This window comes from Azospirillum sp. TSO22-1 (genome assembly GCF_003116015.1).
Taxonomy (GTDB): domain Bacteria; phylum Pseudomonadota; class Alphaproteobacteria; order Azospirillales; family Azospirillaceae; genus Azospirillum.
Window position 1 is genome coordinate 1 of record NZ_LGQZ01000123.1, and the last position, 26,286, is coordinate 26,286.

Here is a 26,286-nt window from a genome sequence, read left to right on the forward strand (position 1 = left end):
TCCTCCACCGTGTTGCTGCCCGACTTCCAGCGCAGCAGGTCGAGGAACACGCCCTGGTCCATCAGCGCCTTCAGCTCGTCCGCCGGCTTCAGCTTGTCCGCCCCACCGCGCGGCTTGTCCTTGAGGGAGATCGCCGTGCGGGTCTGCGGCAGGTACTTGGTGACGCCGCCGCCGGCCGGGGCGTCGGGCATCGAACGGGCGTCGTGGTGGCAGGTGCTCCAGCAGCCGGAGCGGTCGGCGTCCTGCACATTGCCCTGGTCGATCAGCATGGCCAGCTTGACCGGGTTGTCCGGGTCCATCTTGCCGCCGTCCACGAAGGGCGCCGGGGTGTGCGGGCTGGCCGGCCAGCGGAAGCGCATGGTCATCGTCTCGCCGTCGTGCGCCGCCTGCACGGTCAGTGGGATCGACGCCGGCTTGCCAGGGATGGGCGTCGGCTCGGCCTTCTGGCCGGAGACCATCTTGGCGCCCATATCCGCCTGCTCGCCCTCATGGCAGTTCGAGCACGCCTCGCCCTTCTTGAAGGCACGCGCACCGCCGTGCTCGGTCTGGATCCACTCGAACGAGGTCTGACCCGGGTAGAACAGCGTCACCTTCTTTTCCGGCACCGCGCTCCAGTCGATGCCGGCGGTGTCGGCGGTGGGGGCTGCAGCAGGGGCGGGAACCGCAACCGGTGCCGGGGTCGGAGCGGCGACCGGAGCCGGAGTGGACGTCGGGGCGGGAGCAGGCGCCGGAGTGGGTGCCGGGGTCGGCTTCGGCGGTTCGGCGGTGGCAACCTTGGCGCCGCCCTCCTCCTGCTCCAGCAGGTGGTGGACCGGCTTGTGCGCGATGCCCTTGTGGCAGTCGATGCAGGTCATGTTGTCGGCCTTGGCCATCTCATGCTGCTTCTTGGCGCGCTGCTTCTGCTTCTCGGCCGACATGCCGTCGAAGCTGTGGCAGTTGCGGCACTCCAGCGAGTCGTTCGCCTTCATGCGCGCCCATTCGTGCTTGGCGAGCTCCAGGCGCTTGGCGTCGAACTTCTCGGGCGTGTTCACGCTGCCCAGGATCCAGTGATAGACCTCGTTGGAGGCCTGGATCTTGCGCATGATCTTGTGCACCCAGTCCTTCGGCACGTGGCAGTCCGGACAGGTCGCGCGCACTCCGGTGCGGTTCTCGTAATGGATGGTCTTCTTGTACTCGGCGTAGACGTTGTCGCGCATCTCGTGGCACGACACGCAGAACTCCATCCGGTTGGTGGCCTCCAGGGCGGTGTTGAAGCCGCCCCAGAACACGATGCCCGTCACGAAGACCACCGCCGCGCCGACCAGCGACGCGCCGAGAATCCGGACGCGACCGAGACGCGACCAGAGTGTGCCCAACGCCATGACCCGAAATCCCCGACCAATCCACTCGGCCGAAGCTTAACCGGGCGGGCGCCGCCAGGGGTTGACCGTCGTCAAGTCGTGCCGGGCGCGGCGCGCTCCACCGCCGCCCCGGCGAAGGGGACGAGAACGGAGAAGGTGGCGCCGCGGCCCGGTTCGCTCTGCACCCACAGGCGGCCGTCCAGGTGCTCGACGATGCGCTTGCAGATGGCGAGGCCGAGGCCGGTGCCCTGCGGCTTCTCGGTCATGGTGTCGCCGACCTGCCGGAAGCGCTCGAAGACGATGGCCTGATGTTCCGGCGCGATGCCCGGCCCGTCGTCGCTGACGTCCAGCCGCGCGCCGTCCGGCGTGGCGTAGGCCCTCAGCCGCACGTGGCCACCCGGCGGCGTGAACTTGGCGGCGTTGGACAGCAGGTTGACCACCACCTGCACCAGCCGGTCGTCGTCGCCACGCACGTGCGGCAGGCTGGGCGGCAGCTCGACGGCGAGATCCACGTCCTTGTCGCGGAACAGCTGGCTGGTGGCGTCGACGGCGTGTTCGGCCACCGCGCGCAGGTCGACCGGGCCGATGTTCCAGTCGACCTCGCCGGCTTCGATCTTCGCCATGTCCAGCACCTGGTTGATCAGGCGGGTCAGGCGCTCGCTCTCCTTGACGATGACGGACAGGAACTCCTGCCGGGTCTCCGCCGCGGTGTCGGGGTCGTCCAGCAGGATCTCCGACAGCGCGCGGATCGAGGTGAGCGGTGTGCGCAGCTCATGCGTCACCGTGGACAGGAACTCGTCCTTCAGGCGGTCCAGCTCCTGCAACCGCTCGTTGGCGGCGCGCAGGGCGTCCGAGGCGCGCTCCAGTTCCTCCGTCTTGTGTTCGAGTTGGCGGGAGTACTCGATGACATGGCTGGTCTCGTCGAGCATGCGCATCAGCTCGGGCTGGCTGACCTCCGCCCCCCTGACCGCCGAGGCCAGCGCCACCCGCGCCGACGCCGCGCCCAGGGCGCCGGCCAGCAGCCGCTCGGCGAAGCGCACCATGTCCACCCCGGCACGGCGGGTCGGGTCCTGACTGCGGCCGCCGTACTGCGCGAAGGCCTGCTCGGCCCGCTGCGGCCCCAGGAAGCGGGCGACGATGCGCTTCAGGTCGCCCACCGTAGCGCTGCCGCGCCAGGGGACGGCCGCCGCCGTGTCGCCGCGCTGCTGGAACACCTCGACGAAGGCGGTGGCCTGCACCCGCTCGCCCACCGCCGGACGGTCGAACAGCGATACCGCGACGTACAGGCCGATGTTGGCGAGCATGCTCCAGAACAGCGCATGGGTCAGCGCGTCCAGCCCCGCCAGCCCGAACAGCGCGTAGGGACGCAGCAGCTCCACGCCCCACGGCCCGGCGTCGAGGAAGCTCCCCGGCAGCCAGCCCGACCGCGCGAAGGACGGCAGCAGCAGCGTGTACGCCCACACCAGGATACCGGCGCTCAAACCGGCGAGCGCGCCGCGCCGGGTGGCGCCGGTCCAGTAGATGCCGCCGATCAGCGCCGGCGCGAACTGCGCCACCGCGGCGAAGGAGATGAGCCCGATGGCGACCAACGCGTACGCCGACCCGGCGAAGCGGAAATACGCGTACCCCAGCAGCAGGATCGCCGCGATGGCGACGCGGCGGATGGTCAGCAGCAGCCGCGACAGGTCGGTCTGCCGCTCCAGCGCCGCGCCGCGGAAGCGGAACAGCAGCGGCAGCACGAGGTCGTTGCACACCATGGTGGAGAGCGCGATGGCCTCGACGATGATCATGCCGGTGGCTGCCGACAACCCGCCGATGAAGGCGAGCAGTGCCAGCCCCTCCGCCCCGCCGGCCAGCGGCAGCGCCACCACGAACACGTCGGGATCGACCCCGCGATCCGGAAAATGCAGCAGCCCGGCCGCCGCCAGCGGCAGCACGAACAGGTTGATCAGCAGCATGTAGAGCGGAAACAGCCACAAAGCGCGGGTCAGGTGCCGCTCGTCCACGTTCTCGATCACCGTCACCTGGAACTGCCGCGGCAGGCACAGCACCGCCGCCATGGACAGCACGGTCGAGGTGCCCCACGACCCGTCGGCCAGCGCCGGCGCAACGGTGAACAGCCGGGCGATGTCCGGATGCGCCGCGGCCTGGGCGAACAGCGCGCCGGCGCCGCCGTACAGGCCCCACACCACGAAGCCGCCGACCGCCAGGAAGGCCAGCAGCTTGACCAGCGATTCGAAGGCGATGGCGGCGACCATGCCCTCGTGGTGCTCGGCCGCGTCGATGTGGCGGGTGCCGAAGACGATGGCGAACGCCGCCATCGCCACCGCCACCAGAAAGGCGTTGTCGAAGAACACCAGCGACGGCGCGCCGAGCCGGCCCGTCGGGTCGCTTCCCGTCAGCACATCGAAGCTGACCGACACCGCCTTCAGCTGGAGCGCCATGTACGGCGTGATGCCGACCACCGCGATCAGCGCCACCAGTCCGCCGAGCACTTGGCTCTTGCCGTAGCGCGACGCCAGGAAGTCGGCGATGGAGGTGATGCGCTGCGCCTTGGCGATGCGCAGGATCTTGCGCAGCACCAGCGGCCCCAGGAGCATCAGCAGCGTCGGCCCGAGGTAGATCGGCAGGAAGCCGATGCCCAGCGAGGCGGCACGGCCGACCGAGCCGTAGAAGGTCCAGGTCGTGCAGTACACCGCCAGCGAGAGCGCGTACACGTACGGGCTGGCGATCACGCTGCGCTTGTTGTCTGCCCGGCGGTCCGCCCACCAGGCGATGGCGAACAGGAACAGCAGGTAGGCGAGCGAGGCTGCGACGACGGTGGGCCAGGTCATGCCCGTACCCCCACCCTAACCCTCCCCCGCTGGGCGGGGGAGGGAACTTCGTCGCTTCGTGGGCAAGGGCAAGAATGCCCCCTCCTCCGCCCAGCTCTCGCGCAAACCTTTGGTTTGCGCTGACGCGGCAGGCGGACCCCCGGTCCGCCGAGAGCGGGGGAGGGTCGGAGTGGGGGCAAGTGCACGCCGCTCACCGCTCCCCTCCCCGCTCCAGGTGCAGCGCCGCCAGGGCGATCACGCCCGCCCAGATCCCCAGGATGTAGACGTACACCAGCGGCCAGCCGAACAGCGTGTCGCCGGCGCCGAAGACGCGCAGCAGCGGCGGGTTGAAGGCGACCGCGGCAACAAGGAACAGGGCGACGAGGCGGTCGGTGCGCGGCTGCCTCGGGGACGGGGAGCGGTCGCCCCCGGCGCTCAAAAGGCGCGCTCCCGCGCCGCCAGCTCGACCAGGATGTTGGCGCCGCGGATGGCGTCGTCGAGCGTGCGGATGTCGCGCTCGCGCAGCATGTCGATCATCCGCAGGAAGATCGCCGCGGTGACCAGGCTGTCGCCCAGCGCGGTGTGACGGTCCACCACCTCGATCCCCAAGCGCTGTGCGATGCCGTCCAGCGTGTGGTCGCCGCCGTCGCCCTGCAGCATGCGCGACAGCAGCATGGTGTCGAGCACCGGCCCGTCGAACCTCACCCCCGCCGCGCGCTCCTTCATCTTCAGGAACTTCAGGTCGAAGGCGGCGTTGTGCGCCACCATCACGGCGCCGGAGACGAAGCTGCGGAACTGCGGCAGCACCTTGTCGATGGTCGGCTGATCCGCGACCATGTCCTCGGTGATGTGGTGGAACGGAATGGACTCCGGCGGGATCTTCCGGCCGGGATTGACCAGCTGGTTGAAGGTCTCGCCGGTCAGGATGCGGCCGTTGACGAGGCGCACCGCCGCCACCTGGATGATCTCGTCGCCCTGCGACGGCGACAGGCCGGTGGTTTCGGTGTCGAACACCACGTAGTGCAGCGCATCGAGCGGCGTGCGGCCCAGTTCGCTGGTCGCCAGCGGCTGGTGCAGCAGGTTGAAGTCGAAGAACTCCGGCCGCGAGGTGGTGCGCACGGCGGCTTGGTGGGCGGTCGGCGGCGACAGCGCCGGCGGCAGCGGCACGCGCAGCCGCGCGCAGCCCTCGCGCCCCTTCAGCGCCTCGCACCACAGCGTGCTCTTGTGGTGCTGCAGCACGTCGCCGACGGTCAGCCCGCCCAGCGCGTCGGCCAGCGGGTCGTCGAGCCAGCCGTCCACCGTGCCGCTTGGCACCGGAGCACCGCTCCAGGTCACGTCGACGTAGATCCACTGTCCCTCATGGTCGGCGGACAGGTCGAACTCGGCCACGCCGCTGATTTCGTGGATACGCCGGATCAGATGGTCCACCAGCACCACCGCACTGAAGCTGTCGCAGTGCGTCCACTGCGGCAGGCCGGTCAGCGTCACCCGATACCCCGCGTCGTCGCGCACCCGGTGGCGCACGAGATTCAGCAGGTTGTTGGAGTGGATGTCGCTCATCGGCCAGGAGCCGCTCATCACGCTGCGGTAGTCGCTGGTGACGTGTTCCAGCCGCTCGGCCAGCGTGGTGCAGGAGTCCATCATCGCCCGCTCGAAGGCGCGGCGGTCCTCCGGCCCCAGGTCCGGCGTATCGATCAGCGTCTCCAGCGCCGCCTGCAGGTTGGCGATGGGGCCGCGGAAGCCCTCCGTCGCCTCGCGCAGCAGCGCGTCGCGCTGGCCCAGCGCCGCCAGCTCGCGCGTCGCGTCGGACAGCGTGATGACGTAGCCGGTGATTTCGGGGCCGGTGATTTCGGGGCCGGTGATCTCCGGCGCCCCCTCGGCGGCGTCCGTTTCCTGGAGGATGACGCTCATCCGCCCTTCCAGCAGGATGCGGCCATCCGTGGTGGAGCCCACGAACTGCGCGGTGGTGCCGTGCGCGTGGTCGATGTGGCGGCCTTCGCGCACGCGCAGCGTCAGGCGCTCCAATGTGTGGTGGATCGGCTCCGGCAACACGAAGTGCAGCAGCGAGCGGCCCAGCCCCAGGTCGCCGGTCAGATGCAGCAGGTCCAGCGCCGTCTGGTTGTACAACAGGATCTGGTGCTTCAGGTTGCAGACCAGCACGCCCTCGTGCAGTTCCTGCAGGATGGCGGCCAACCGACTCTTCTGCTGCTCGGCCTTGGCTGTGGATTCGGCCACCGCGCGGTCGATGTCGCGCCGCGCGCCGGCCAGCTTGTCGGCCAGCTCGTTGACCGCGCGCGCCACCGGGGCGAGATCGCCGTAGCGCTCCACCGGGATGCGCGCCCCGGCCGTGCCGTGCGCGATGACCCGCGCCTCGGCGGCCAGCGTGGTGCCGGCGCGCAGCACGTGGCGGCCGATCACCGTCCACAGCGCGCCGACGCCGGCCGCCACCGCGCCGGTCATCAGCAGCGCGTAGTTGAGCAGCGGGTCCGGCCCCGAATCCTTCAGCAGCACCGCGCCGCCGATGGCGGTGCCTGCGAGCAGCGCCGCCGTGCCCTTCAGCGCCAGCGGCACCCAGCGGCGCGGTTCCACCGCAGCGGCCGGGGCAGGAGCGCCATGAGCGCCGGTGTGGGGTTCGGCCGCCGGCACGCTCACGGGGCCACCTCCGCAGGCAGGTACTTGCGCACGGTGGCGACGAGGTCGCGGGTGGAGAACGGCTTGGTGATGTAGTCGGTGGCGCCCAACGCGAGGCCCTTCTGCCGCTCCACGTCGCGGCTCTTGGCCGTCAGCATGATGATCGGCAGGTCCTTGAGCGCCGGGTTGGCGCGCAGCGACTGGCAGACGTCGAAACCGTCGCGCTTCGGCATCATGGCGTCGAGCAGGATGAGGTCGGGCGCCGCGGCCTCGACCGACTGCATGGCTTCCTCGCCGTTGCGGGCGACCCGCACCTCGTATCCGGCCTTCTGCAGCAGGACCTGCAGGGACAGCACGATGCTGGGCTCGTCGTCGGCGACGAGAATCGTCGGCTTCACGGCGGCGTCCTCCGGTGTGTCGGCCTCTCGGGAATGGCCGATCTTTGTTTGCCAGGCATTGTTTGTTGGTAACAGCAAGCAGCCCGATGCCGCATGTTAGCGGCATCGATTGTATCAGATCAAGCTGAAGCCCGCACAAGGAGTGGGGTTGCGGCGCGCCGGAAATGCTTTCTGCACAAAGGGATCAGCGGGCCGAGACCACCATCGGCGACAGGCCGAAGGCGCTCTTCAGCTCCCCGGCCACGCGCTTGGCGTCGGCCGGGTTGTCGTAGCCGCCAACGCGCACGACCTTCCACGAGCGCTGCGAGGCGTCGGTCCAGTCGATGACCTGCGCGCTGTAACCCTTGGCGGCGAGCTTGCGCACCACCGCCTCGGCGTTCTCCACCACGCTGAAGGAGCCGGCCTGCACCATCCAGCGGCCCGACGCGCTGGCCGCCGGACGCGACGCCGACGGAGCCGCGGGCGCCGCCGGGGTGGCGGCCGGAGTGGCCTTCGCCTTGCCGCCCTTGGCGGCGGGCTGCGTCGCCTTCGGCGGCGACAGCATGGCCTGGAGGTCGGCGGCGTTGCCCTCCGGAGCCTTGGCCTCGGCCGGCGGCGCCGCGGGTTCGGCCGGCTTGGTTTCGGCAGCCTTGACCTCGGGGGCCTTGGCCTCGGGCGCCTTCGGTTCGGGGATCTTGAAGAGTTCCGGCGCCTTCGGCTCGGCCGGCTTGACCTCGGCAGCCCTGACCTCGGCCGGCTTGGTCTCCGCGGGCTTGGCGACGGGAGCCTTGACCTCGGCCGGCTTGGGCGCGTCGATCTTGGGGATCGTCGGCGGCTCGATGGGCTTGACCACCGTCTGCGTGCCCGATGGCGCGGCGGGCAGCACGGGCGGGGGAACCGGCGCTGGCTCGACGCGGCCCGGCGGCGCCGGGATCGGCGGCACGGGCACCGGAGCGGTGGCGGCCGGCGCAGCGGGCGTCGGCGCGGGTGCCGGGCCGGGAGTGGGGGCGCGGGCGATCAGCGATTCCGGGGCGCCGCCGCCGGCCGGCTTGGGGTTCAGCGTCAGCGGCGGTGGGGACGCCGGCGAGGCGCCGCCGGGCGCCGCCGGGGCAACCTGCGCGGTCTGGGCGGGCGGCGGCGCGTCGTTGTTCGAGCCGTCGAACATCACCACGCCGATGCCGACGCCGCCAGCCGCCAGCAGCGCCAGCGCGATCTTGCCCAGCGGGAAATGCCGGCCGCTGCCGGCCTCCGCCTCCTCGTCGTCGTCGTCCACGTCCTCGTCGGTAGGGACGGCGCGCGGGTCGGCCTTCAGGTCCTCGTTGAGGGCGCGCAGGAGCCGGGCGATGTCGTCGTTGTCCGACGGCGCCGCGGTGTCGGTCTTGCTCTCACCCTTGCTCTCGGGCGCCTTGGCGGTGGCGGCCTTGATCTCGTCCTTGAAGGTCACGGCGGGGGGCGCCCCATGCTGTCGCGGTACTCGTTTCGGGCTGCCGAGGCGGCTCGAACGGATTAACCTCGTTCTACAGCATTTCGGCGGGTCTTCAAACCGCGTTGCGCCGCCGGGCCGTGAGAAACGCGGGACTTTTTCGCCCCATAAGCCTTAGGGAAAGCCTTACGGCGCGGCGGCTTCGTCGCGCGGCTGCTCGTCGGCGACTTGGTGACGCAGGATGAACGGCGCCTGCAGCATGCTGAACAGCAGCGTCAGCGGCATGATGCCGAACACCTTGAAGTTCACCCAGTCGTCGGTGGACAGCGTGCGCCAGACCGCCTCGTTCAGCCCGGCCAGCACCAGGAAGAACCAGGCCCAGCGCAGCCCCAGCGTGCGCCACCCCTCGTCGGTCAGGTTCAGCACGGTGCCCAGCACGTGCTTCATCACATTGCGCCGCGTGGCGTGCCCGACGAACAGCACGGTGGCGAGCAGCAGGTTGACCAGCGTCGGCTTGATCTTGATGAACAGGTCGTCGTTCAGCCACAGCGTCAGCCCGCCGAACACCAGCACGAACCCGGCGCCGACCACCGGCATCACCGGCACCCGCCGCTCGAAATGCCAGGACACCAGCAAGGCGACCAGCGTCGCCGCCATGAACACGGCGGTGCCGGTCATGATGCCGAACTTCGAGTTCGAGACGAAGAAGGCCGCCAGCGGCCCGGCTTCGACGATCAGGCGCATGTATGGGTTCATGCCCCTTCACATAGCCCGGAGCGGCGGCGGGTTAAAGGGAGAAGAGGGGTGCCTACCCGTGCTACACTCCCCCACGCCCCACCCGCGTGGATCCGCGCCATGCCCGACACCCTGCCCGAGACGCTGCTGCTCACCCCCGGCACCCGCGCGCGGCTGATCGGCCTGCCGAAGTCGCTGGCCCCGCTGTTCGAGCCGCTGCCGCCCGGCGTGCACCTCAACGAGAGCGGGGCCGAGCCGGCCGGCTGGCTGATGCTGTTCGCCAAGGACCGGCCGGCGCTGGACGCCTTCGCCACCGTGGCGGTCAGCGAGGTGGCCTACGACGGCGTGCTGTGGATCGCCCACCGCGAAGACCACCTGCCCGCCGACACGGTCCGGCAGGCCATGGAGCCGTTCGGCTTCGACGCCGTGGCCGCCGCGCCGCTCACCGAAGCGTGGATGGCGTTGCGCTTCCGCCCGAAGGAACGGGTCGCCCCCGAAATTTGACGCCGAAATTTGACACGGGTCCGATTGCCGCAGGCGCGGCGCGGACTCTTGCCTTCGGCCTATCTCCTTAACGAATCCTTATCCGTGTGCTGGCAGGTTTCGACCTCATACCGGGTGTGGGTTCCGCGCGAGGGGTTGCCGTGACGCTGATCAAATGGAGCGAGGAGGCCGGCCAGGTCCGTCTGGCACTGCCCAGCGACCTCGACCTCGCCATGGCCCAGCCGTTGGTCGACAGCCTGCGGCACGGGCTGGGCACGTCGAACGACGTGGCTGTCCAGGCCGACGCGGTGGAGCGGGTCAGCACCGCCTGCGTCCAGGCGCTGCTGGCGGCATCGCGCCACGCCGGGCAATCCGGACAGTCCTTCATCATCGCCAAGCCGTCTGAAGCGCTGGCCGAGGCGTGCGACGACCTCGGCCTGTCCGCGTGGCTGAAGCAGTGGAGCCAGCCGTGAAGAAAAAGGTCCTGACCGTCGATGATTCCCGCACCATGCGCGACATGGTGACCTTCACCCTGAAGGGCGCGGGCTACGAGGTCGTCGAGGCCGCCGACGGCCAGCAGGCGTTGAGCGTCATCGCCGGCAACAAGGTCGATCTGGTGATCACCGACCTGAACATGCCGGTGATGGACGGGCTGACGCTGATCCGCCGCCTGCGCGCCACCCCGGCGCATCGCACGCTGCCGATCCTGATGCTCACCACCGAATCGGACGAGAGCAAGAAGGCGGAAGGCCGCTCGGCCGGCGCCACCGGCTGGATCGTCAAGCCGTTCAACCCCGACAAGCTGATCTCCGTCGTCCAGAAGGTCTGCGGCTGACGCCGCGCGAGAGGGGTGCGCCCGTGGAAGACCTGAGCCGCTTCAAACAGACCTACTTCGACGAAAGCGCCGAGCTGCTGGCGGTCGCCGAATCCGGGCTCCTCAACCTGACGCCGGGCGCCTTCGACCTGGACGAGGTGAACGCCATCTTCCGCGCCGTGCACTCCATCAAGGGCGGCGGCGGCGCCTTCGGCTTCAACGACCTCGTCGCCTTCGCGCACGAGTTCGAGACGGTGATGGACGGCGTGCGCAACGCCACCATCCCGGTCACCACCGAACTGGTGGACACGCTCATCCGCGCCAACGACGTGCTGGGCCAGATGCTGGCCTACGCCCGCGAGGGCGCCGACGCGCCGGCCGGCACCACCGACGCGGTGGTCGCCAAGCTGCGCCGCTTCCTGGACGGCGGCCCCGCGCACGCGGCGCCGGCCGCGGCACCCGAGCCCACCCCGACCGCGCCGGTCTACCCCGACGACGAGGACGACGAGGCCGGCATCTTCGGCGACGCCATGGCCGCCATCGAGGCCGCCCGCACGGCCGAAAAGCCGCCGGTGCCCGAGGGCAAGGTGCGCTGGACCATCGTGTTCCGCCCGAAGGCGGACCTGCTGCTGTCCGGCAACGAGCCCACCTTCATGCTGCGCGCGCTGAGGCGCCTGGGCGAGGCGGAGATCGTCTGCGAGGACGACCGGCTGCCCGCCCTGCTGGACCTCGACGCCGAGCAGTTGCACCTGTCCTGGACGGTGACGCTGGTTGCCGACCCGGACGTCGACCGCGCGCGCATCGACGACGTGTTCGAGTTCGTCGCCGACGAGTGCGACATCCGCATCTCCGCCGAGGCGCCGCCGCCCGCCGTCACCGCCCCACCGCCGGCTGCGGAGGTGCCGCCTCCCGCGGCCGAACCGGCCGCCGTCGCCGCGCCGTCGCCGCCTCCCGTGGCCGCGGCGCCGAAGAAGGGCAACGGCGGCGAGCACGCCGGGTTGACCAGCCACACGATCCGCGTCGATCTCGACAAGATCGACCGGCTGGTCAACATGGTCGGCGAGATGGTCATCACCCAGGCGATGATCGCCGAGCACGTCCGCGAGCTGCCCCCCGGCGAGTTCCAGGAACTTCTGGAGGGCCTGGAGCAACTGGCGCAGCACACCCGCGAGCTGCGCGAGAGCGTCATGTCGATCCGCGCCCAGCCGGTGTCCAGCGTCTTCAGCCGCATGCCGCGCCTGGTGCGCGAACTGGCGACCGAGACCGGCAAGGAGGTCGTGCTGGTCACCTCCGGCGAGACCACCGAGGTCGACAAGACGGTGGTCGAGAACCTGGTCGATCCGCTCACCCACATGATCCGCAACTCGATCGACCACGGGCTGGAGACGCCGGACGAGCGCGAGCGCGTCGGCAAGCCGCGCGCCGGCACCGTGCACCTGTCGGCGCAGCACCGCTCCGGCCGCATCGTCATCGAGGTGGCGGACGACGGCCGCGGCATCAACCGGGCGCGGGTGCTGTCCAAGGCCATCGAGAAGGGCCTCGTCCCGGCGGGATCCAACCTGTCGGACGAGGAGATCGACAACCTGATCTTCCTGCCCGGCTTCTCCACCGCCGACAAGGTCTCCAACATCTCCGGCCGCGGCGTCGGCATGGACGTGGTGCGGCGGAACATCTCCTCGCTCGGCGGGCGCATCGGCGTCTACTCGACGCCGGGCGAGGGCTCGCGCTTCGTGCTGTCGCTTCCGCTGACGCTGGCGGTGCTCGACGGCATGGTGATCTCGGTGGGCGAGGAGCGCTTCGTGCTGCCGCTCACCAACATCGTCGAGAGCCTGCGGCCCAAGCCCGCCGACCTGCACGGCCTGGTCGGCCGGTGCGAGGTGATGATGGCGCGCGGCGAGTACGTGCGGCTCGTCCACCTGCACCAGCTGTTCGGCATCCCCGGCGCCGTCACCGACGCCACCAAGGCGCTGGTGGTGCTGGTGGAGACCGAGGACGGCTCGCGCCTCGGCCTCGTGGTGGACGAGGTGCTGGGCCAGCAACAGGTCGTCATCAAGAGCCTGGAGGCCAACTTCCGCCGCCTCGACGGCGTGGCGGCGGCCACCATCCTGGGCGACGGCCGCGTCGCCCTGATCCTCGACGCGGCGGGCTTGCGCGAGATGAGCAAGCACACCGACTCCTCGGGCTTCGGCCGGCCGCCGGCCGCGCTGCCCGCCCCCGAACTCGCAACGGTTTGAGGCCAAGCATGAGCACTTCGACCGCGCTCGCCCCCGTCGGCACTCCCATCGGCGCCCGCACCGACGCCGTCGTCGCCACCGCGCACGAGGAGCAGTACGTCACCTTCACGGTCGGCTCGGAAGAGTATGGCGTCAACATCCTGGCGGTGCGCGAGATCCGCGGCTGGACGCCGGAAAGCCGGCTGCCCAACCTGCCGGACTTCGTGCGCGGCGTCATCAACCTGCGCGGCATCATCATCCCGATCTTCGACCTGCGCGCCCGCTTCGGCGGCGGCCCGACCGAGGTGACGCCGCGCCACGTGGTGGTGGTGATCCAGGTCGGCGAGCGCACGCGCGGCATCCTGGTGGACGCCATCTCCGACATCCTCGCCATCGGCGCGGCCGAGATCAAGCCGCCCCCCGACGTGGACGCCGGCCTGATCGACGCGGAATACCTCAGCGGCCTCTACACCGCCGAGAACCGCATGGTAACTCTGCTGAACGTCGAGCGCCTGTTCGCCGTCGAGACCAGCGACGCGGACCCGAGCGGCGTCAAGGCGCTGGAGGCGCGCTAGATCACGTTTCCACCGTCACCCCGCGAAAGCGGGGATGACGGAACAGACGAACAAAAGAAAACCATAAAACTGGGGGCACCGGCATGGCGCATGGGGGCGGCGGGTTCGTTTCGAACATGGGCATCGCGCGGAGGCTGTGGCTCGCCTTCGGGATCCTGCTGGTTCTGATCATCGCGCAGGCGGCGCTGGCGCTGGTCAACGTGTCGCGCGGCAGCGGCAACGTCGAGTCGCTGATGCGCTCCTCCGATCTGTCCACGCTCGCCAAGGACCTCGAGACGCGCATGGCCAACCTGCGCATCGAGGCCCGCAACTATCTCTATTCCGGCGACAAGGCCTTCATCGCCCGCCTGCGCGAGGGGCGCACCGAGATCGAGCGGGTGCTGGCCGACGCACAGCCGCTGGTCCGCGCCTCCGGCCATGCCGGCAAGTTCGACGCCTTCGCCAAGGCCCACGCCGAGTACCACGGCGCGTTCGACCGGGTCCGCGAACTGCGCGAGAAGAACGACGCCACCCAGGCCGAGCGCATGGTCCCCGCCGGCCGCCGCGTCACCGCGCTGTTCGAGCAGGTCACCCAGGCCGCCGAGCAGGCCGGCGACAAGGATCTCGCGCTGCTGAACAACCGCGCGCTCAACCACTGGGTCCTGGTCCGCTTCGCCGCCGCCCGCGTGCTGGGCAGCGGCGACGCCGCGTCGGTGGCGGTGTTCGACGACAACACCCAGAAGGCGCTCGCCCTGGTGCGTCAGGCTGCGGCGCTCGCCCCGCCGGCCGAACAGTCGAAGCTGCGCGAGATCGAGCAGACGCTGCCCGCCTATCAGAGCAACTTCCACGAGGCCGCGCGCCTGACCAGCGAGGTCGCCCGCCACCGCGACGAGACGATGGTCGCCATCGGCAAGCGCGCCGCCGAGACCGCCGAGGCCATTGTGCACGCGTCCCACGCCGACGAGGACGTGGTGGGCGCCGCCGCCGAGGCGGACGCGCGCTTCAGCCTGATCCTGACGCTGGTGATCGCCGGGTCCTCGCTGCTGCTGGGCGTCGGCGCGGCCAGGGCCATAGCCGGGTCGATCATGCGGCCGGTCACCGGCATCAAGGCGGTGATGACCCGCCTCACCGACGGCCACCTGACCGTCGAGGTGCCGCACACCCGGGACGGCGACGAGTTGGGCGACATGGCGCGCGCGGTTGCCGCCTTCAAGGACGAGTCGGTGGCGGCGCTGCGCTCGCGCATCGCGCTCGACCGCGTCTCGGCCAACATCATGATGGCCGACACCACGGGCACCATCACCTACGCCAACGCCGCGCTGGTGGAGATGTTCAAGGTCGCCGAGGCGGACATCCGTGCGGTCATCCCCGGCTTCGCAGCGGATACGCTGATCGGCGGCAGCGTCGACCGCTTCCACAAGGACGTGGCCGGCGTGCGCCGCCTGCTCGACGGGCTGACCGGCACGCACCGCTCCTCGGTCAAGATCGGGCGGCGCACCTTCTTCATTACCGTCAACCCGGTGGTCGGCCGCCACGGCGACCGGTTGGGCTCGGTCGTCGAGTGGAAGGACAAGACCGACGAGCTGGCCGTCGAGGCGGAGATCGCCGGCATGGTGGAGGCCGCGGTGCGCGGCGACTTCGCGCGCCGCATCGACCTGCACGGCAAGGCCGGCTTCTTCAAGCTGGTCAGCGAGGGCATCAACCGGCTGGCCGAGAACGTCGCCGGAGTGGCGGACGAGCTGGCCTCGGCGCTGGAATCGCTCTCGCAAGGCGACCTGTCGCGGCGCATCGACAAGCACTACGACGGCGTCTTCCACCGCCTGAAGGAGGACTTCAACGCCACCGTCGACAAGCTGTCGGAGATCGTGAAGCGCATCAATTCGGCCTCCGAGTCCATCGGGCAGGCCAGCCGCGAGGTGGCCGACGGCAGCCTCGACCTGTCGGAGCGCACCGAGCAGCAGGCCTCCAACCTGGAGGAGACCGCCGCCAGCATGGAGCAGCTGGCCGCCACCGTGCGCTCCAACGCCGACAACGCCCAGCAGGTCAATGCCTTCGCCACCCAGGCCCGCACCGCCGCCGAGAAGGGCGGCGAAGTCGCCGTCCGCGCCGTCGACGCGATGCGCGCCATCGAGGAGTCCTCGCGCAAGATCAGCGACATCATCGGCGTCATCGACGAGATCGCCTTCCAGACCAACCTGCTGGCGCTCAACGCCGCGGTCGAGGCGGCGCGCGCCGGCGACGCCGGCCGCGGCTTCGCGGTGGTGGCGCAGGAGGTGCGCAACCTCGCCCAGCGCTCCGCCCAGGCATCGAAGGAGATCAAGGCGCTGATCCTGCACTCCGGCAGCCAGGTGCACGACGGGGTGGATCTGGTGCGCTCGGCCGGCAGCACGCTGACCGACATCGTCTCCGGCATCGGCCGCGTCGCCGACCTGGTGTCGGAGATCGCCCGCGCCACCGCCGAGCAGGCCTCCGGCCTGGACGAGGTGAACTCGGCCGTCGCGCAGATGGACGAGATGACGCAGAAGAACGCCGCGCTGGTCGAGGAGAGCACCGCCGCCGCCCGCTCGCTGGAGGAGCAGGCGGGCAACCTGCGTCAGCAGATGGCGTTCTTCGCGCTGGACGCCGCGGCGGCAGCCGGACGCGCCGGGCTGGCGCGGCACATCCAGTTGATCGAGAACACCAAGATCGATCACGTCACCTTCCTCGGCAACGTGAAGAAGGCCATCGAGGGCACCGGCGACGCCACCGCCGACAAGCTGGCCGACCACCACGGCTGCCGGCTCGGCAAGTGGTACGACACGGTGAGCGACGGCACCGTGCGCGCCTGCCCGGCCTACGGCGCGCTCGCCGACCCGCACGCCCGCTTCCACGCCACCGGCAAGCGCGCGCTGAAGGCGCACGAGTCCGGCAACGCGGCGGCGGCGCGGGCGGAACTGGCGGAGCTGGAGCGCATCTCGCACGAGGTGCTCGGCCTGCTCGACGCGCTGGCCGGCGAAGTGCGCGTGAAGGCGCGGGAGCGCGCGGCGTGATGATGCGGTCCACGTGCCCCCACCCTCCCCGCGCCCTACGGCGCGGGTCCCCTCCCTCCCCCGCTGCGCAGGGGAGGGCCAAGCTCCCCTCCCCTGCGCAGCGGGGGAGGGGTTGGGGGTGGGGGCACGTGGCGGAGACCTCTCCATGACCGCCCACGCCCCCGCCCGCCGTGAGTTCGCCTTCGAGCGGCGGCACTTCGACGTCATCGCGCGGATGATCCACCAGCTCGCCGGCATCAGCCTGGCGCCGCACAAGGTGGAGATGGTCTACTCCCGCCTCGCCCGCCGCCTGCGCGAGCTGCGGCTGCCCGACTTCGACGCCTACTGCGCGCTGCTGGAGAGCGACGAGGGCACCCGCGAGGTCAATTTCCTGGTCAACGCCCTGACCACCAACCTGACCAGCTTCTTCCGGGAATCGCACCACTTCGACCACCTGCGCGACACCGTGCTGCCGGAGATCCGCGCCCGGCAGGCCGACCAGTCGCACCCGCGCCTGCGCATCTGGTCGGCCGGCTGCTCGTCCGGGCCGGAGCCCTACACCATCGCCATGGTGCTGGCCTCGGCGATGACCGACCTGCGGCGCTGGGACGCGAAGATCCTCGCCACCGACATCGACACCAACATGGTGGACACCGCCCGGCGCGGCGTCTACGCGGCGGACTCCGCCCAGAGCATCCCGCCCAGCTTGCGCGAGCGCTTCACCCGCCGCATCCGCGACGAGGACGGCGAGCCGAAGATCGTCATGGAAGACGAGCTGAAGCGGCTGATCACCTTCAAGCCGCTGAACCTGCTGGAGCCCTGGCCGATGAAGGGGCCGTTCGACGCCATCTTCTGCCGCAACGTGCTGATCTATTTCGACCGGGTGGGGCGCACCCAGGTGATCGAGAGCTTCGCCCGCATGCTGACGCCGCAGGGCTTCCTCTACCTCGGTCATTCGGAAAGCCTGTACGGCGTGTCGAGCAACTTCCGCCAGAGCGGCCCGACCATCTACCGGAGGCTGTGAGGCGATGAGCATAGACGCCGGCCGCCGCTCGGCCGAACGCCGCCACGGCGGCAGCTACTACAACCCACAGTTTCGCGCCCACACGCTGAAGGTCTTCCTCGGCCACCATCTGGTCAGCGACAAGGCGGACGTGATGATGGTGACGACTCTGGGCTCCTGCGTCGCCGCCTGCGTGTGCGATCCGGCGGCGGCGATCGGTGGCATGAACCACTTCCTGCTGCCCGACGTGCCCGACACCGAACTGGACCATGCGGGCGCCGCCGCGCGCTACGGCAGCGTCGCCATGGAGCGGCTGATCAACGAGATCCTGGCGCGGGGCGGCAGGCGCTCGCGCCTGGAGGTCAAGCTGTTCGGCGGCGCCCGGGTGATCGACTCCAGCTTCGACATCGGCCGCAAGAACGCCGCCTTCGCGCTGGACTACGTGCGGCGCGAGGGGCTGAAGCTGGTCGGGCAGGACTTCGGCGGCACGTCGGCCCGGCGCGTGCACTACTTCCCGCACAACGGCCGCGCCATGCGCAAGCTCTTGCGTCCGGAGGCGCTCTCCGACACCATCAACCAGGAATTGAACTTCATGTCGTCCCTGCGGCAGCAGCCCATCGAGGGCGACGTGGAACTGTTCACGGAGGATTGAGTCGCCATGCCGAGGCCGATCCGCGTCGTGATCGTCGACGACAGCAGCCTGATGCGCGAGATGCTCACCGCCATCCTGGAGGCCGAGCCCGGCATCGAGGTGGCGGGCGCCGCCCGCGATCCCTACGAGGCGCGCGAGCTGATCAAGACGACCAACCCCGACGTCATCACCCTGGACGTCGAGATGCCGCGCATGGACGGCCTGTCCTTCCTGGAAAAGATCATGACGCTGCGCCCGACGCCGGTGGTCATGGTGTCGAGCCTGACGCAGGAGGGCTCGGAGGCCGCGGTCAAGGCGCTGGAGCTGGGCGCGGTGGACTGCGTGGCCAAGCCGGCCGGCTCGGAGGGGCACGGGATCGAGGAGATGGCGGGGGAACTGATCGCCAAGATCCGCGTGGCCTCCACCGCGCGCCTGACGATGCGCCGCCCCACCCCGACCGCGAAGACGCTGCCGACGCCGAGGCGCGCCGGATCCGGCACCCGCCTCATCGCCATCGGCGCCTCGACCGGCGGGGTGGAGCGGATCCGCGACGTGCTCACCGTCATGCCGCCGGACTGTCCGCCCATCGTCATCGCCCAGCACATGGGACCGAGCTACGTGCCGAGCTTCGCCGCGCGGCTCGACAAGCTGACGCCGCCCGGCGTGCGGCTGGCCACGCACGGGGCGCGGCTGATCCAGGGGGTGGTCTACATCGCCCCCGGCGACCGCCACCTCGCCGTCGCCAAGGACCACCAGGGCTTCCACTGCCGCATCGAGGACACGCCGCCGGTCAGCGGTCACCGCCCGTCGGTGGACGTGCTGTTCCAGTCGGTGGCCGCGGCGGCCGGCCCGAACGCCGTGGGTGTGATCTTAAGCGGGATGGGGCGCGACGGGGCCTCGGGAATGCTCGCCATGCGCGAGGCAGGGGCCTATACCATTGGTGAGACGGAGGCCAGTTGCGTGGTGTATGGGATGCCGCGCGCGGCCCGCGAGGCCGGCGCGGTGGCGGTGGAGCTGCCGCTGGCGCAGATCCCGGCCGAGATGCTGCGGGCGTTCGACGCCATCGGCGAACGCCCGCGGACGATGTGAGGAGCAGGACATGGCTTTCGACTGGCGCGACCAACCGACGCTGACGGCGGCGCCCGAGCCAGCCGCCGCACCCGCCAGTGCGCCCGCCAGCGCCCAGCGCGTCGAGGTGGACGTCAGCCTGCTGGCGACGTGGCTGGGCTTCGCCGACATGCAGCGCCGCACGCTCGAGGCCATCCAGGGCGAGTTGACGCGCACCTCGGACCATGTGGAGGAGTCCACCCTCGACCTCTCGCACCGCTTCCGCGACTTGGCCGAGAAGGCGCTGGAGCAGTCCTCGCGCGTCGAGCAGATCGTCGCCATGGCCGGCTCGGTGGACATCGACGGCGAACGCCTGCCGCTGGACCAGCTGGTCAACGGCATGCAGGACATGATCGCCGAGATGATCGCCAACATCGTCCAGCTCTCCATGCGCGCCATGAGCATGGTCTACCTGCTGGACGACGTGCAGAAGGACGTGGGCGAGCTGGAGAAGTCCATCGGCGACATCGACGCCATCAACCGGCAGACCAACTTCCTGGCGCTGAACGCCACCATCGAGGCGAGCCGCGCCGGCGAGGCCGGGCGCACCTTCGCCGTGGTGGCGCAGGAGGTGCGGCACCTGTCGCGCACCACCTCCGAACTGGCGGATCGCATGCGCACCAAGGTCGGCGCGGTGGTCACCGGGGTTCGGAACGGCCACGACATCCTGCGCGAGATCGCCAACACCGACATGTCGCCGCAGATGCTCGCCAAGGAGCGCGTCGACAAGACCATGGAGAGCCTGGTCGAGCAGACCGCCCACTTCCAGTCCGTGCTGGAGACCGCGGCCGGCGCATCCAACGAGATGTCCGGCACCATCGGCCGCATGGTCACCGGCATGCAGTTCCAGGATCTGACCAAGCAACGCCTTGAAGCGGTCGGCGACAGCCTGACCGTGATGTCCGCCGGCCTGGAGGAGTTGGAGGACCGCACCCGCGGCAGCCTGCCGGCCGGGTCGGACATCCCGGTGCCGCAGGCGTGGCTGGATCACCTGCTCGACCGCTTCCGGCTCAGCGACATGCGCCAGCGCTTCGTGCGCAAGCTGCTGATGGAGGGATCGGCGCTGGACCTGCACGGCGCGCTTGACGTGGATGCGGGGCAAGACGACAGTTCGGGCGGCGACATCGAACTGTTCTGAGCAAGAGGCCCCCATCCGGGCGGGCCGCGCAAAAAAATCCAGTGGGGACCAAGGAGCGATGGATTACGGTATCGACGTCAAGGAGCAGGAGGCGGTGGTCCAGCTCAAGGGCCGACTCACGTTCAACGATCACGCCAAGCTGCGCGCGCTGATCCGCGAGATGCTCCAGAACAAGGCGAAGCGGCAGGTCCTCGACCTCAGCGCGCTGGAGTTCGTCGATTCGGCCGGCATCGGCATGCTGCTCATCGCCCGCGAGGAGATGGCGAACGTCGATAAGCAGCTGGTCCTGCGCGCCGCCACCGGCCAGGTCAAGCGGGTGCTGACCGTGGCGCAGCTCAACAAGATCGTCGCCATCGAGGATTGATCCCGTTGGCCTTGGCCTCCCCTTTCACCGGCAGCCTGCACGGCCTGGACGTTCCGCCCGACCGCGTCCGGCGCATCGCCACGATGCTCGGCCTGCCCGAAGAGGGGCTGGCGGCCGGGGATGGGCGCGTCGTGGCGCTGCTGGGCGACGCAGAGGCCGCCGCCGATTCCGCCCACTGGGCGCGGCCTTTCGCCGCATGGATCGAGGCCGGGCCGCTCGATGACGCCGCCGTTGCCGCGCAGGTGGCGCGGGCCGCGCAGGCCGACCTCTACGCCTGCCTGACCACGGCCACGGCGAACCAGCTGCACCTCGCCGGGCGCATCGTGCACGCCATCGACAGCCACCGCCCGCTCACCGAGTCCCAGCGCGACGACATCGAGCTGGTGCTGCACGAGGCCATCTCCAACGCCGTGGTGCACGGCAACCTGCAGGTCGAGGGCATGAAGGGCCTGAGCGTCGACGCGCTCGACCGCTTCTCGTCCGCACTGGCCGCCCGCATGGCCGACCCCGCCTTCGCCGCCCGCCGCGTCGAGGTGAGCTGCTGGCTGGCGCCGCAGGGCGAGCTGCTGGTCGAGGTGGCCGACGAGGGCTCCGGCTTCGTGCCGCAGAACCGCGCCGACGCCGCCACCGACGCCTCGGGCCGCGGCCTCGACCTCATCACCGCCATCGCCCGGCAGGTGGAACTGCTGGACAACGGCCGCCGCATCCGCATCCGGTTCGCGCTGTGACGGCGGGCCCTGCCGACGGCGCGCTGCGCCTGCCCATCCGCGACTGCCACGTCCTGGTGGTGGACGACACCGACTTCAACCGCACCCTGATCGGCGCCATCCTGGAAGAGGCGGGCTTCACCGACATCGGCTACGCCAAGGACGGATTCGAGGCGCTGGAGAAGATCGCCCAGCGCACGCCGGACCTGCTGATCCTCGACATCATGATGCCGGGCATGGACGGGTTCGAGGTGTGCCGCCGGCTGCGCGCCGACCACGCCTACGCCGACCTGCCGGTGCTGGTGCAGACCGCGCTGTCGTCCAGCGACGACCGCAACCGCGCCTTCGCGGCCGGCACCACCGACCTGATCTCCAAGCCGCTGGACCGCGCCGAGCTGCTGGCGCGCGTGCGCATCCACCTGGAGAACCGGGTGCTGATCCGCAGCCTGCAGACCTACCGCGCCCGCGTCGAGGGCGAGCTGGCGATGGCGCACTCGATGTACGAGCATCTGCTGCCCTCGGCGGCGTTGCGCGACGGGCTGGAGTGCTCGTCCGGCGTCGCCGTGCGCTCGCACACCGTGCTGTCCTCCGACATGGGCGGCGACCTGTGGGGCGTGCTGCGGCTCGCCGAAGGCCGTTTCGGGGTATTCCTGCTGGACATGGCCGGGCGCGGCGTGTCGGCGGCGCTGAACGCGTTCCGCATGCACACGCTGATCCACGAGCTGTCCGACCTCGCCGAGGATCCCGCCGCCTTCCTGACCGAGCTGAACGACCGCGCCGTCCGCCTGCTGGAGCTGGGCGAGCACGCCGCCGTGCTGTACGGCGTGGTGGACGCCGCCGCCGGCCGCTTCCGCTACGCCGGGGCCGCCGGCACCGCGCCGCTGCTGCTGCTGCCCGGCGGCGCCCCGGTGCTCGGCGACGCCGCCGGGCTGCCGGTGGGCGTCGCCGCCGACACGCGCTACGAGGCGCGCGAGTTGCCCTTCGCCGCAGGGGCAACGCTGATGCTCTACTCCAACGCCGTGCTCGACGCCCTGAACGCTTCCGCCCACGAAAGCCTGGAGCCGCTGGTGCGCCAGGCGCTGGACTCCGCCGCCGGCGACCGCTTCGCGGCCGTGACCGAGGCGCTGGAGCGGGCGCTGGGCGAGGCGCCGAGCGACGACCACACGCTGGTCTGGCTTGACCGGACCGGAGGAGCGTCATGAGCGACGTGCAGCGGGCCTTGCAGCAGCAGGACTTGGGGCTGCTTGCCGGTGCCCGCGTCATGATCGTCGACGACAACCGGGTCAACCGCCATCTGCTGCTGGCGCTGCTGGAGCGCGGCGGCATCTCCCAGGTGGAGATGGCGGAAGACGGCAACGACGCGCTGGCGCGCATGGAGAGCTTCCGGCCGGACCTCATCCTGCTCGACCTGATGATGCCGAACCTGGACGGGTTCGAGATGTGCCGGCGGCTGCGCGCCGACCCGCGCTGGGCCGACCTGCCGGTGCTGGTGCAGTCGAGCCTGAGCCGCGCCGAGGATCGCGCCCGCGCCTTCGCCGCCGGTGCCACCGACTACGTCACCAAGCCGATCAACGCCATCGAGCTGCTGTCGCGGGTGCGCATCCACCTGCAGAACCGGGCGCTGCTCAGCGACCTGCGCATGTACCGCCGCCGCACCGAGGCGGAGCTGGACCTCGCCCGCAAGATGCAGGAGCGGCTGATGCCCTCCGCCGACCGGCTGGTCGAGAGCGAATCGGCGACCGGCGTGGCCATCGACGCGCACTTCGCCCCCTCGTCCGAGCTGGGCGGCGACTTCTGGGACTTCCGCCGCGACGGCCGCGGCCGGCTGGTGGTCTATCTGGTGGACTTCTCCGGCCATGGGGTGGCGGCGGCGCTGAACACCTTCCGCCTGCACGCCATCGTCCAGCGCATGGACTTCGACGCCTTCGACCCGTCGGAGTTCCTGGCGGCGGTCAACCGGCGCCTGTGCGCCCTGCTGCCCAACGGCCAGTTCGCCACCATGCTGGCCGGCGTGGTGGATCCGGAGACCGACCGCTTCCTCTACGCCTCGGCCGGCTCGACCCGGCCCATGGTGTGGGGCCCCGGCGAAGCGGAGCCGACGCTGTGCGACAGTTCCGGCCTGCCGCTCGGCCTGCTGCCATCGGTGACCTACGAGACCCGCTCGGTCGCGCTGCCGCCGGGCGGCCGGCTGTTCCTCTATTCGGACGCCGCCATCGAGATCCCGGTCGGCCCGGCCGGAGACGACGTGCTGGACGAGGCCGGCCTCGCCGACCTGATCCGCGGCGACCTGCACGAGCCGGACGGCCGCCGCTTCCTCGACTCACTGCTCCCCCGCCTCGCCGCCGCCGGCCCGATCGACGACGATCTGACGGCGCTGCTGGTGACCCGCCGCAGCGACGCCCCGCCGCAGCCCGGCCCGACGCCGGCCCGGCGGGTGGCGTGGCGGAGCGAGTGAGGGCGGGTTACCCGCCCAGCCCCTCCAGCGCCCGCCGCACCGCCTCGCGGAAAGAATCGAGCGAGGCGAGGTCGAGCAGGAACAGCACGTAGCCGCTGGCGTCGCCCGCGGCCAGCGCCACGTCGATGCGCACGAACAGCACCGGCTCGGCCGCGCCGCCGATCAACTGGCCCGGCGGGCCGGCACGGTAGTCCGGCACGCTGCCCGACACCTCGCCGTCGATCAGGTTGGAGAAGCTGGCCAGGCAGCCGTTCAGGATGATGTTGCCGATCTCCGCCAGGGCGTCCTGCTCGTCGGCGCCGGCGGTGTCGCCCTCGCCGGGGATCAGGCGGCGCACCAGCGCCAGCCCGCCGGCCTCGGGGAAGATCAGCATCGCCTCGCCGGCAAAGGGGCCGGTGAAGGTCTCGCGCACGGCGCAGACGGACTGCAGCCCGACCTCCGCGGCGATGCGCTGGCGGGTGGAGACGGTGAGCGCCGGCACCGACAGCAGCACCTCCTCGCCGATCATCTCCGACAGCGCGGCGGCGGGCTGGCCCATGCCGATGTTGAACAGCTCGATGATGGCGTCGGCGTCCGCCTCGTCCAGCGCGGGGGGAAGCGCCGCGCTCACAGCCCGGCCCCGGCGAGGAAGGCGCGGATCTTGTCGGTGGTGATCGGCTTGGGAATGAAGCCGCAGCCCAGCGCCTCCGCCTTCTTCTTCAGCGAGTCCTGCACGTTGGCGGTGAGGAAGCCCATGGGCAGCGCGGGGAACCGCTCGCGCAGGTGGCCGGCCAGCTCCAGCCCGTCCATGCCCGGCATGTTGTAGTCGAGGATCGCCGCGTGCGGCGTCCGGCCCTCCACCATCGCCAACGCGTCGGCGCCGCTGGAGGCCACCAGCACCGTCCAGTCGGGGTGCAGCGAGGTGACCACGCTGCTCACCATGTCGCGCGCCAGCCGACTGTCGTCAACGATGAGAACGGTCGCCATACCCGGGGCATCCCCTTTCGAATTACGGTCTTCCCCTTCCTAGCGCACTGCATGCGGCCGGACAAGCGCACATCCGCGCCTTCGTTGCCCCAGTAATGATCAAGGCAACTCTAATACTCGCATCACCACTTTTTATCGCGCGAACGGTACACTTCTTTCTTGAATGGCAAAGCCATCGGAACAACATCTGCGACGACGGTGGCGAGTTTGCCGGACCCGATGACAGGGCCGCCTCTCCTCCGCCATGTTCCCGGCGGCACCGGTCCGGTGCCGCGTTCGGGGGACGCGCAGAGATCCGACCGTCCGGTTGCCGCGGCACCAGGGGGTTCCGCGGCATCGCGTGCATGCGCGAGAGGCGGTCCCGTTGGGGAAGAGCCATGACCATCATCGCACGCGACATCGGCGACCGCGCCGGAAACACCACCCCGAATGCCCTCGACGGGGCTTGGCGCGGTTTCGCGCCCGGCGGTTGGCGCCACGAGGTGAACGTCCGCGACTTCATCGTCCGCAACGTCCGCCCCTACGAGGGCGACTCCCGCTTCCTCGCCCCGGCGACCGAGCGCACCAAGCGCCTGTGGGACAAGACCCGCGCCCTGCTGCGTGAGGAGCGCGATAAGGGTGTGCTGGACGCCGACACCGAGGTGGTGTCCTCCATCGTCTCGCACGCGCCCGGCTACATCGACAGGAACCTGGAAGTCGTGGTCGGCCTGCAGACCGACAAGCCGTTGAAGCGCGCGGTGATGCCGTTCGGCGGGGCGCGCATGGTCAAGGCGGCGCTGGAGGCCTACGGCTACACGCCCAGCCCGACGCTGGACGAGGTCTTCCCGGCGCTGCGCAAGACCCACAACGACGGCGTCTTCGACGCCTACACCGAGGAGATGCTGCGCTGCCGCAAGTCCGGCGTCATCACCGGCCTGCCCGATGCCTACGGCCGCGGCCGCATCATCGGCGACTACCGCCGCCTCGCCCTCTACGGCGCCGACGCCCTGGTCGCCGACAAGAAGGCGCAGCTCAAGTCCCTGGAGCTCGACCAGATCACCGAGGAGACGCTGCGCCTGCGCGAGGAAATCAACGAGCAGATCAGGGCGCTCGGCGAGCTGAAAACGATGGCCGCCAGTTATGGCTTCGATGTCTCCGGCCCCGCCGCCACCGCCGCCGAGGCGGTGCAGTGGACCTATCTGGCCTACCTTGCCGCGGTGAAGGAGCAGAACGGCGCCGCCATGTCGCTGGGCCGCGTCTCCAGCTTCCTCGACGTCTTCATCGAGCGCGACCTCAAGGCCGGCCTGCTCTCCGAGGAGCAGGCGCAAGAGCTGATCGACCAGTTCGTCATCAAGCTGCGTCTGGTGCGCTTCCTGCGCACGCCGGACTACAACGAGCTGTTCTCCGGCGACCCGACCTGGGTGACCGAGTGCGTCGGCGGCATGGCGCTCGACGGCCGCACGCTGGTCACCAAGACCAGCTTCCGCATGCTGCACACGCTGGCCAACCTCGGCCCGGCTCCGGAGCCCAACCTGACCGTGCTGT

24 protein-coding genes are annotated in these 26,286 nt (G+C 70.5%); 15 read left to right on the forward strand and 9 right to left on the reverse strand.

Annotation, left to right across the window (positions count from 1 at the left end; translation table 11 throughout):
* The 7 genes from TSO221_RS36980 to TSO221_RS27470 all read right to left on the reverse strand — a co-directional run.
* Positions 1–1,361, reverse strand: a 1,361-nt coding sequence (locus TSO221_RS36980; RefSeq protein ID WP_109121696.1) for a NapC/NirT family cytochrome c, incomplete at its 3' end; no start/stop codon positions are given.
* 71 nt (positions 1,362–1,432) lie between these two features.
* A complete protein-coding gene (locus TSO221_RS27445) occupies positions 1,433–4,174 on the reverse strand; it encodes a sensor histidine kinase (RefSeq protein ID WP_109121697.1) in 2,742 nt (913 codons plus the stop codon).
* A 190-nt stretch (positions 4,175–4,364) separates the two neighbouring features.
* On the reverse strand, positions 4,365–4,592 hold the full coding sequence (locus tag TSO221_RS27450) for a hypothetical protein (protein ID WP_109121698.1): 228 nt from the start codon (positions 4,590–4,592) through the stop codon (positions 4,365–4,367).
* Positions 4,589–6,805 carry an exonuclease domain-containing protein gene (locus TSO221_RS27455; RefSeq protein WP_247878299.1) on the reverse strand — a complete coding sequence of 739 codons (2,217 nt, stop codon included), beginning with the start codon at positions 6,803–6,805 and terminating at the stop codon, positions 4,589–4,591. Before TSO221_RS27455 ends, TSO221_RS27450 begins: the two co-directional genes overlap by 4 nt.
* Positions 6,802–7,182, reverse strand: a complete 381-nt coding sequence (locus tag TSO221_RS27460) for a response regulator (RefSeq protein WP_109121699.1) — start codon at positions 7,180–7,182, stop codon at positions 6,802–6,804. Before TSO221_RS27460 ends, TSO221_RS27455 begins: the two co-directional genes overlap by 4 nt.
* A gap of 184 nt (positions 7,183–7,366) precedes the next feature.
* Positions 7,367–8,605, reverse strand: a complete 1,239-nt coding sequence (locus TSO221_RS27465) for an SPOR domain-containing protein (RefSeq protein ID WP_109121700.1) — start codon at positions 8,603–8,605, stop codon at positions 7,367–7,369.
* A gap of 165 nt (positions 8,606–8,770) precedes the next feature.
* Positions 8,771–9,340 carry a septation protein A gene (locus TSO221_RS27470; protein ID WP_109121701.1) on the reverse strand — a complete coding sequence of 190 codons (570 nt, stop codon included), beginning with the start codon at positions 9,338–9,340 and terminating at the stop codon, positions 8,771–8,773.
* A gap of 99 nt (positions 9,341–9,439) precedes the next feature.
* Here TSO221_RS27470 and TSO221_RS27475 point away from each other — a divergent pair, with 99 nt between their 5' ends.
* The 14 genes from TSO221_RS27475 (at position 9,440) to TSO221_RS27540 (ending at position 23,796) form a co-directional block, all read left to right on the forward strand.
* Positions 9,440–9,823, forward strand: coding sequence for a hypothetical protein (locus TSO221_RS27475; protein ID WP_109121702.1), 384 nt, complete (start codon positions 9,440–9,442; stop codon positions 9,821–9,823).
* Between the two features lie 140 nt (positions 9,824–9,963).
* Positions 9,964–10,275, forward strand: coding sequence for an STAS domain-containing protein (locus tag TSO221_RS27480; protein ID WP_109121703.1), 312 nt, complete (start codon positions 9,964–9,966; stop codon positions 10,273–10,275).
* A complete protein-coding gene (locus TSO221_RS27485) occupies positions 10,272–10,637 on the forward strand; it encodes a response regulator (RefSeq protein WP_199229656.1) in 366 nt (121 codons plus the stop codon). Before TSO221_RS27480 ends, TSO221_RS27485 begins: the two co-directional genes overlap by 4 nt.
* Positions 10,638–10,660: 23 nt before the next feature.
* Complete coding sequence (locus TSO221_RS27490) at positions 10,661–12,850, forward strand: chemotaxis protein CheA (protein ID WP_109121705.1); 2,190 nt, start codon at positions 10,661–10,663, stop codon at positions 12,848–12,850.
* 8 nt (positions 12,851–12,858) lie between these two features.
* Positions 12,859–13,404, forward strand: a complete 546-nt coding sequence (locus tag TSO221_RS27495; protein WP_109121706.1) for a chemotaxis protein CheW — start codon at positions 12,859–12,861, stop codon at positions 13,402–13,404.
* Positions 13,405–13,520: 116 nt separating this feature from the next.
* Entirely contained in the window at positions 13,521–16,412 is a 2,892-nt protein-coding gene (locus tag TSO221_RS27500) for a methyl-accepting chemotaxis protein (RefSeq protein ID WP_247878300.1), read from the forward strand.
* A 145-nt stretch (positions 16,413–16,557) separates the two neighbouring features.
* Entirely contained in the window at positions 16,558–17,415 is an 858-nt protein-coding gene (locus TSO221_RS27505) for a protein-glutamate O-methyltransferase (RefSeq protein ID WP_109121707.1), read from the forward strand.
* A gap of 4 nt (positions 17,416–17,419) precedes the next feature.
* Positions 17,420–18,046: a chemotaxis protein gene (locus tag TSO221_RS27510; RefSeq protein ID WP_109121708.1), complete on the forward strand. Its 627-nt coding sequence runs from the start codon at positions 17,420–17,422 to the stop codon at positions 18,044–18,046.
* Positions 18,047–18,052: 6 nt separating this feature from the next.
* Complete coding sequence (locus TSO221_RS27515) at positions 18,053–19,114, forward strand: chemotaxis response regulator protein-glutamate methylesterase (protein WP_109121709.1); 1,062 nt, start codon at positions 18,053–18,055, stop codon at positions 19,112–19,114.
* Positions 19,115–19,124: 10 nt separating this feature from the next.
* Positions 19,125–20,270 (forward strand): methyl-accepting chemotaxis protein, encoded by a 1,146-nt coding sequence (locus TSO221_RS27520; protein WP_109121710.1) that lies wholly within the window; start codon positions 19,125–19,127, stop codon positions 20,268–20,270.
* A gap of 58 nt (positions 20,271–20,328) precedes the next feature.
* The gene (locus tag TSO221_RS27525) at positions 20,329–20,634 is read left to right on the forward strand and encodes an STAS domain-containing protein (protein WP_109121711.1); all 306 of its coding nucleotides are present in this window, start codon (positions 20,329–20,331) and stop codon (positions 20,632–20,634) included.
* Positions 20,635–20,639: 5 nt separating this feature from the next.
* The gene (locus TSO221_RS27530; protein ID WP_109121712.1) at positions 20,640–21,362 is read left to right on the forward strand and encodes an ATP-binding protein; all 723 of its coding nucleotides are present in this window, start codon (positions 20,640–20,642) and stop codon (positions 21,360–21,362) included.
* Positions 21,359–22,543, forward strand: coding sequence for a fused response regulator/phosphatase (locus tag TSO221_RS27535; protein WP_247878301.1), 1,185 nt, complete (start codon positions 21,359–21,361; stop codon positions 22,541–22,543). Before TSO221_RS27530 ends, TSO221_RS27535 begins: the two co-directional genes overlap by 4 nt.
* Entirely contained in the window at positions 22,540–23,796 is a 1,257-nt protein-coding gene (locus TSO221_RS27540) for a SpoIIE family protein phosphatase (protein WP_109121713.1), read from the forward strand. Before TSO221_RS27535 ends, TSO221_RS27540 begins: the two co-directional genes overlap by 4 nt.
* Before the next feature lie 7 nt (positions 23,797–23,803).
* Here TSO221_RS27540 and TSO221_RS27545 read toward each other — a convergent pair whose 3' ends face one another.
* Together TSO221_RS27545 and TSO221_RS27550 are read right to left on the reverse strand one after the other, a co-directional pair.
* On the reverse strand, positions 23,804–24,406 hold the full coding sequence (locus TSO221_RS27545) for a chemotaxis protein CheX (protein WP_109121714.1): 603 nt from the start codon (positions 24,404–24,406) through the stop codon (positions 23,804–23,806).
* A complete protein-coding gene (locus TSO221_RS27550) occupies positions 24,403–24,762 on the reverse strand; it encodes a response regulator (RefSeq protein ID WP_109121715.1) in 360 nt (119 codons plus the stop codon). The genes TSO221_RS27545 and TSO221_RS27550 overlap by 4 nt, the downstream gene beginning before the upstream one ends.
* Positions 24,763–25,139: 377 nt before the next feature.
* Between TSO221_RS27550 and TSO221_RS27555 the strand changes: the two genes are divergently transcribed.
* The coding region (locus tag TSO221_RS27555; RefSeq protein WP_282187839.1) for a pyruvate formate lyase family protein at positions 25,140–26,286 on the forward strand (1,147 nt) is incomplete at its 3' end.

Bases quoted from the DNA above. Each gene is read 5' to 3' on its own strand.
- TSO221_RS27445 (WP_109121697.1), bottom strand. From the start codon at position 4,174: ATGACCTGGCCCACCGTCGTCGCAGCCTCGCTCGCCTACCTGCTGTTC.
- TSO221_RS27470 (WP_109121701.1), bottom strand. From the start codon at position 9,340: ATGAACCCATACATGCGCCTGATCGTCGAAGCCGGGCCGCTGGCGGCC.
- TSO221_RS27475 (WP_109121702.1), top strand. From the start codon at position 9,440: ATGCCCGACACCCTGCCCGAGACGCTGCTGCTCACCCCCGGCACCCGC.
- TSO221_RS27495 (WP_109121706.1), top strand. From the start codon at position 12,859: ATGAGCACTTCGACCGCGCTCGCCCCCGTCGGCACTCCCATCGGCGCC.
- TSO221_RS27500 (WP_247878300.1), top strand. From the start codon at position 13,521: ATGGGCATCGCGCGGAGGCTGTGGCTCGCCTTCGGGATCCTGCTGGTT.
- TSO221_RS27505 (WP_109121707.1), top strand. From the start codon at position 16,558: ATGACCGCCCACGCCCCCGCCCGCCGTGAGTTCGCCTTCGAGCGGCGG.
- TSO221_RS27510 (WP_109121708.1), top strand. From the start codon at position 17,420: ATGAGCATAGACGCCGGCCGCCGCTCGGCCGAACGCCGCCACGGCGGC.
- TSO221_RS27515 (WP_109121709.1), top strand. From the start codon at position 18,053: ATGCCGAGGCCGATCCGCGTCGTGATCGTCGACGACAGCAGCCTGATG.
- TSO221_RS27520 (WP_109121710.1), top strand. From the start codon at position 19,125: ATGGCTTTCGACTGGCGCGACCAACCGACGCTGACGGCGGCGCCCGAG.
- TSO221_RS27525 (WP_109121711.1), top strand. From the start codon at position 20,329: ATGGATTACGGTATCGACGTCAAGGAGCAGGAGGCGGTGGTCCAGCTC.
- TSO221_RS27540 (WP_109121713.1), top strand. From the start codon at position 22,540: ATGAGCGACGTGCAGCGGGCCTTGCAGCAGCAGGACTTGGGGCTGCTT.
- TSO221_RS27550 (WP_109121715.1), bottom strand. From the start codon at position 24,762: ATGGCGACCGTTCTCATCGTTGACGACAGTCGGCTGGCGCGCGACATG.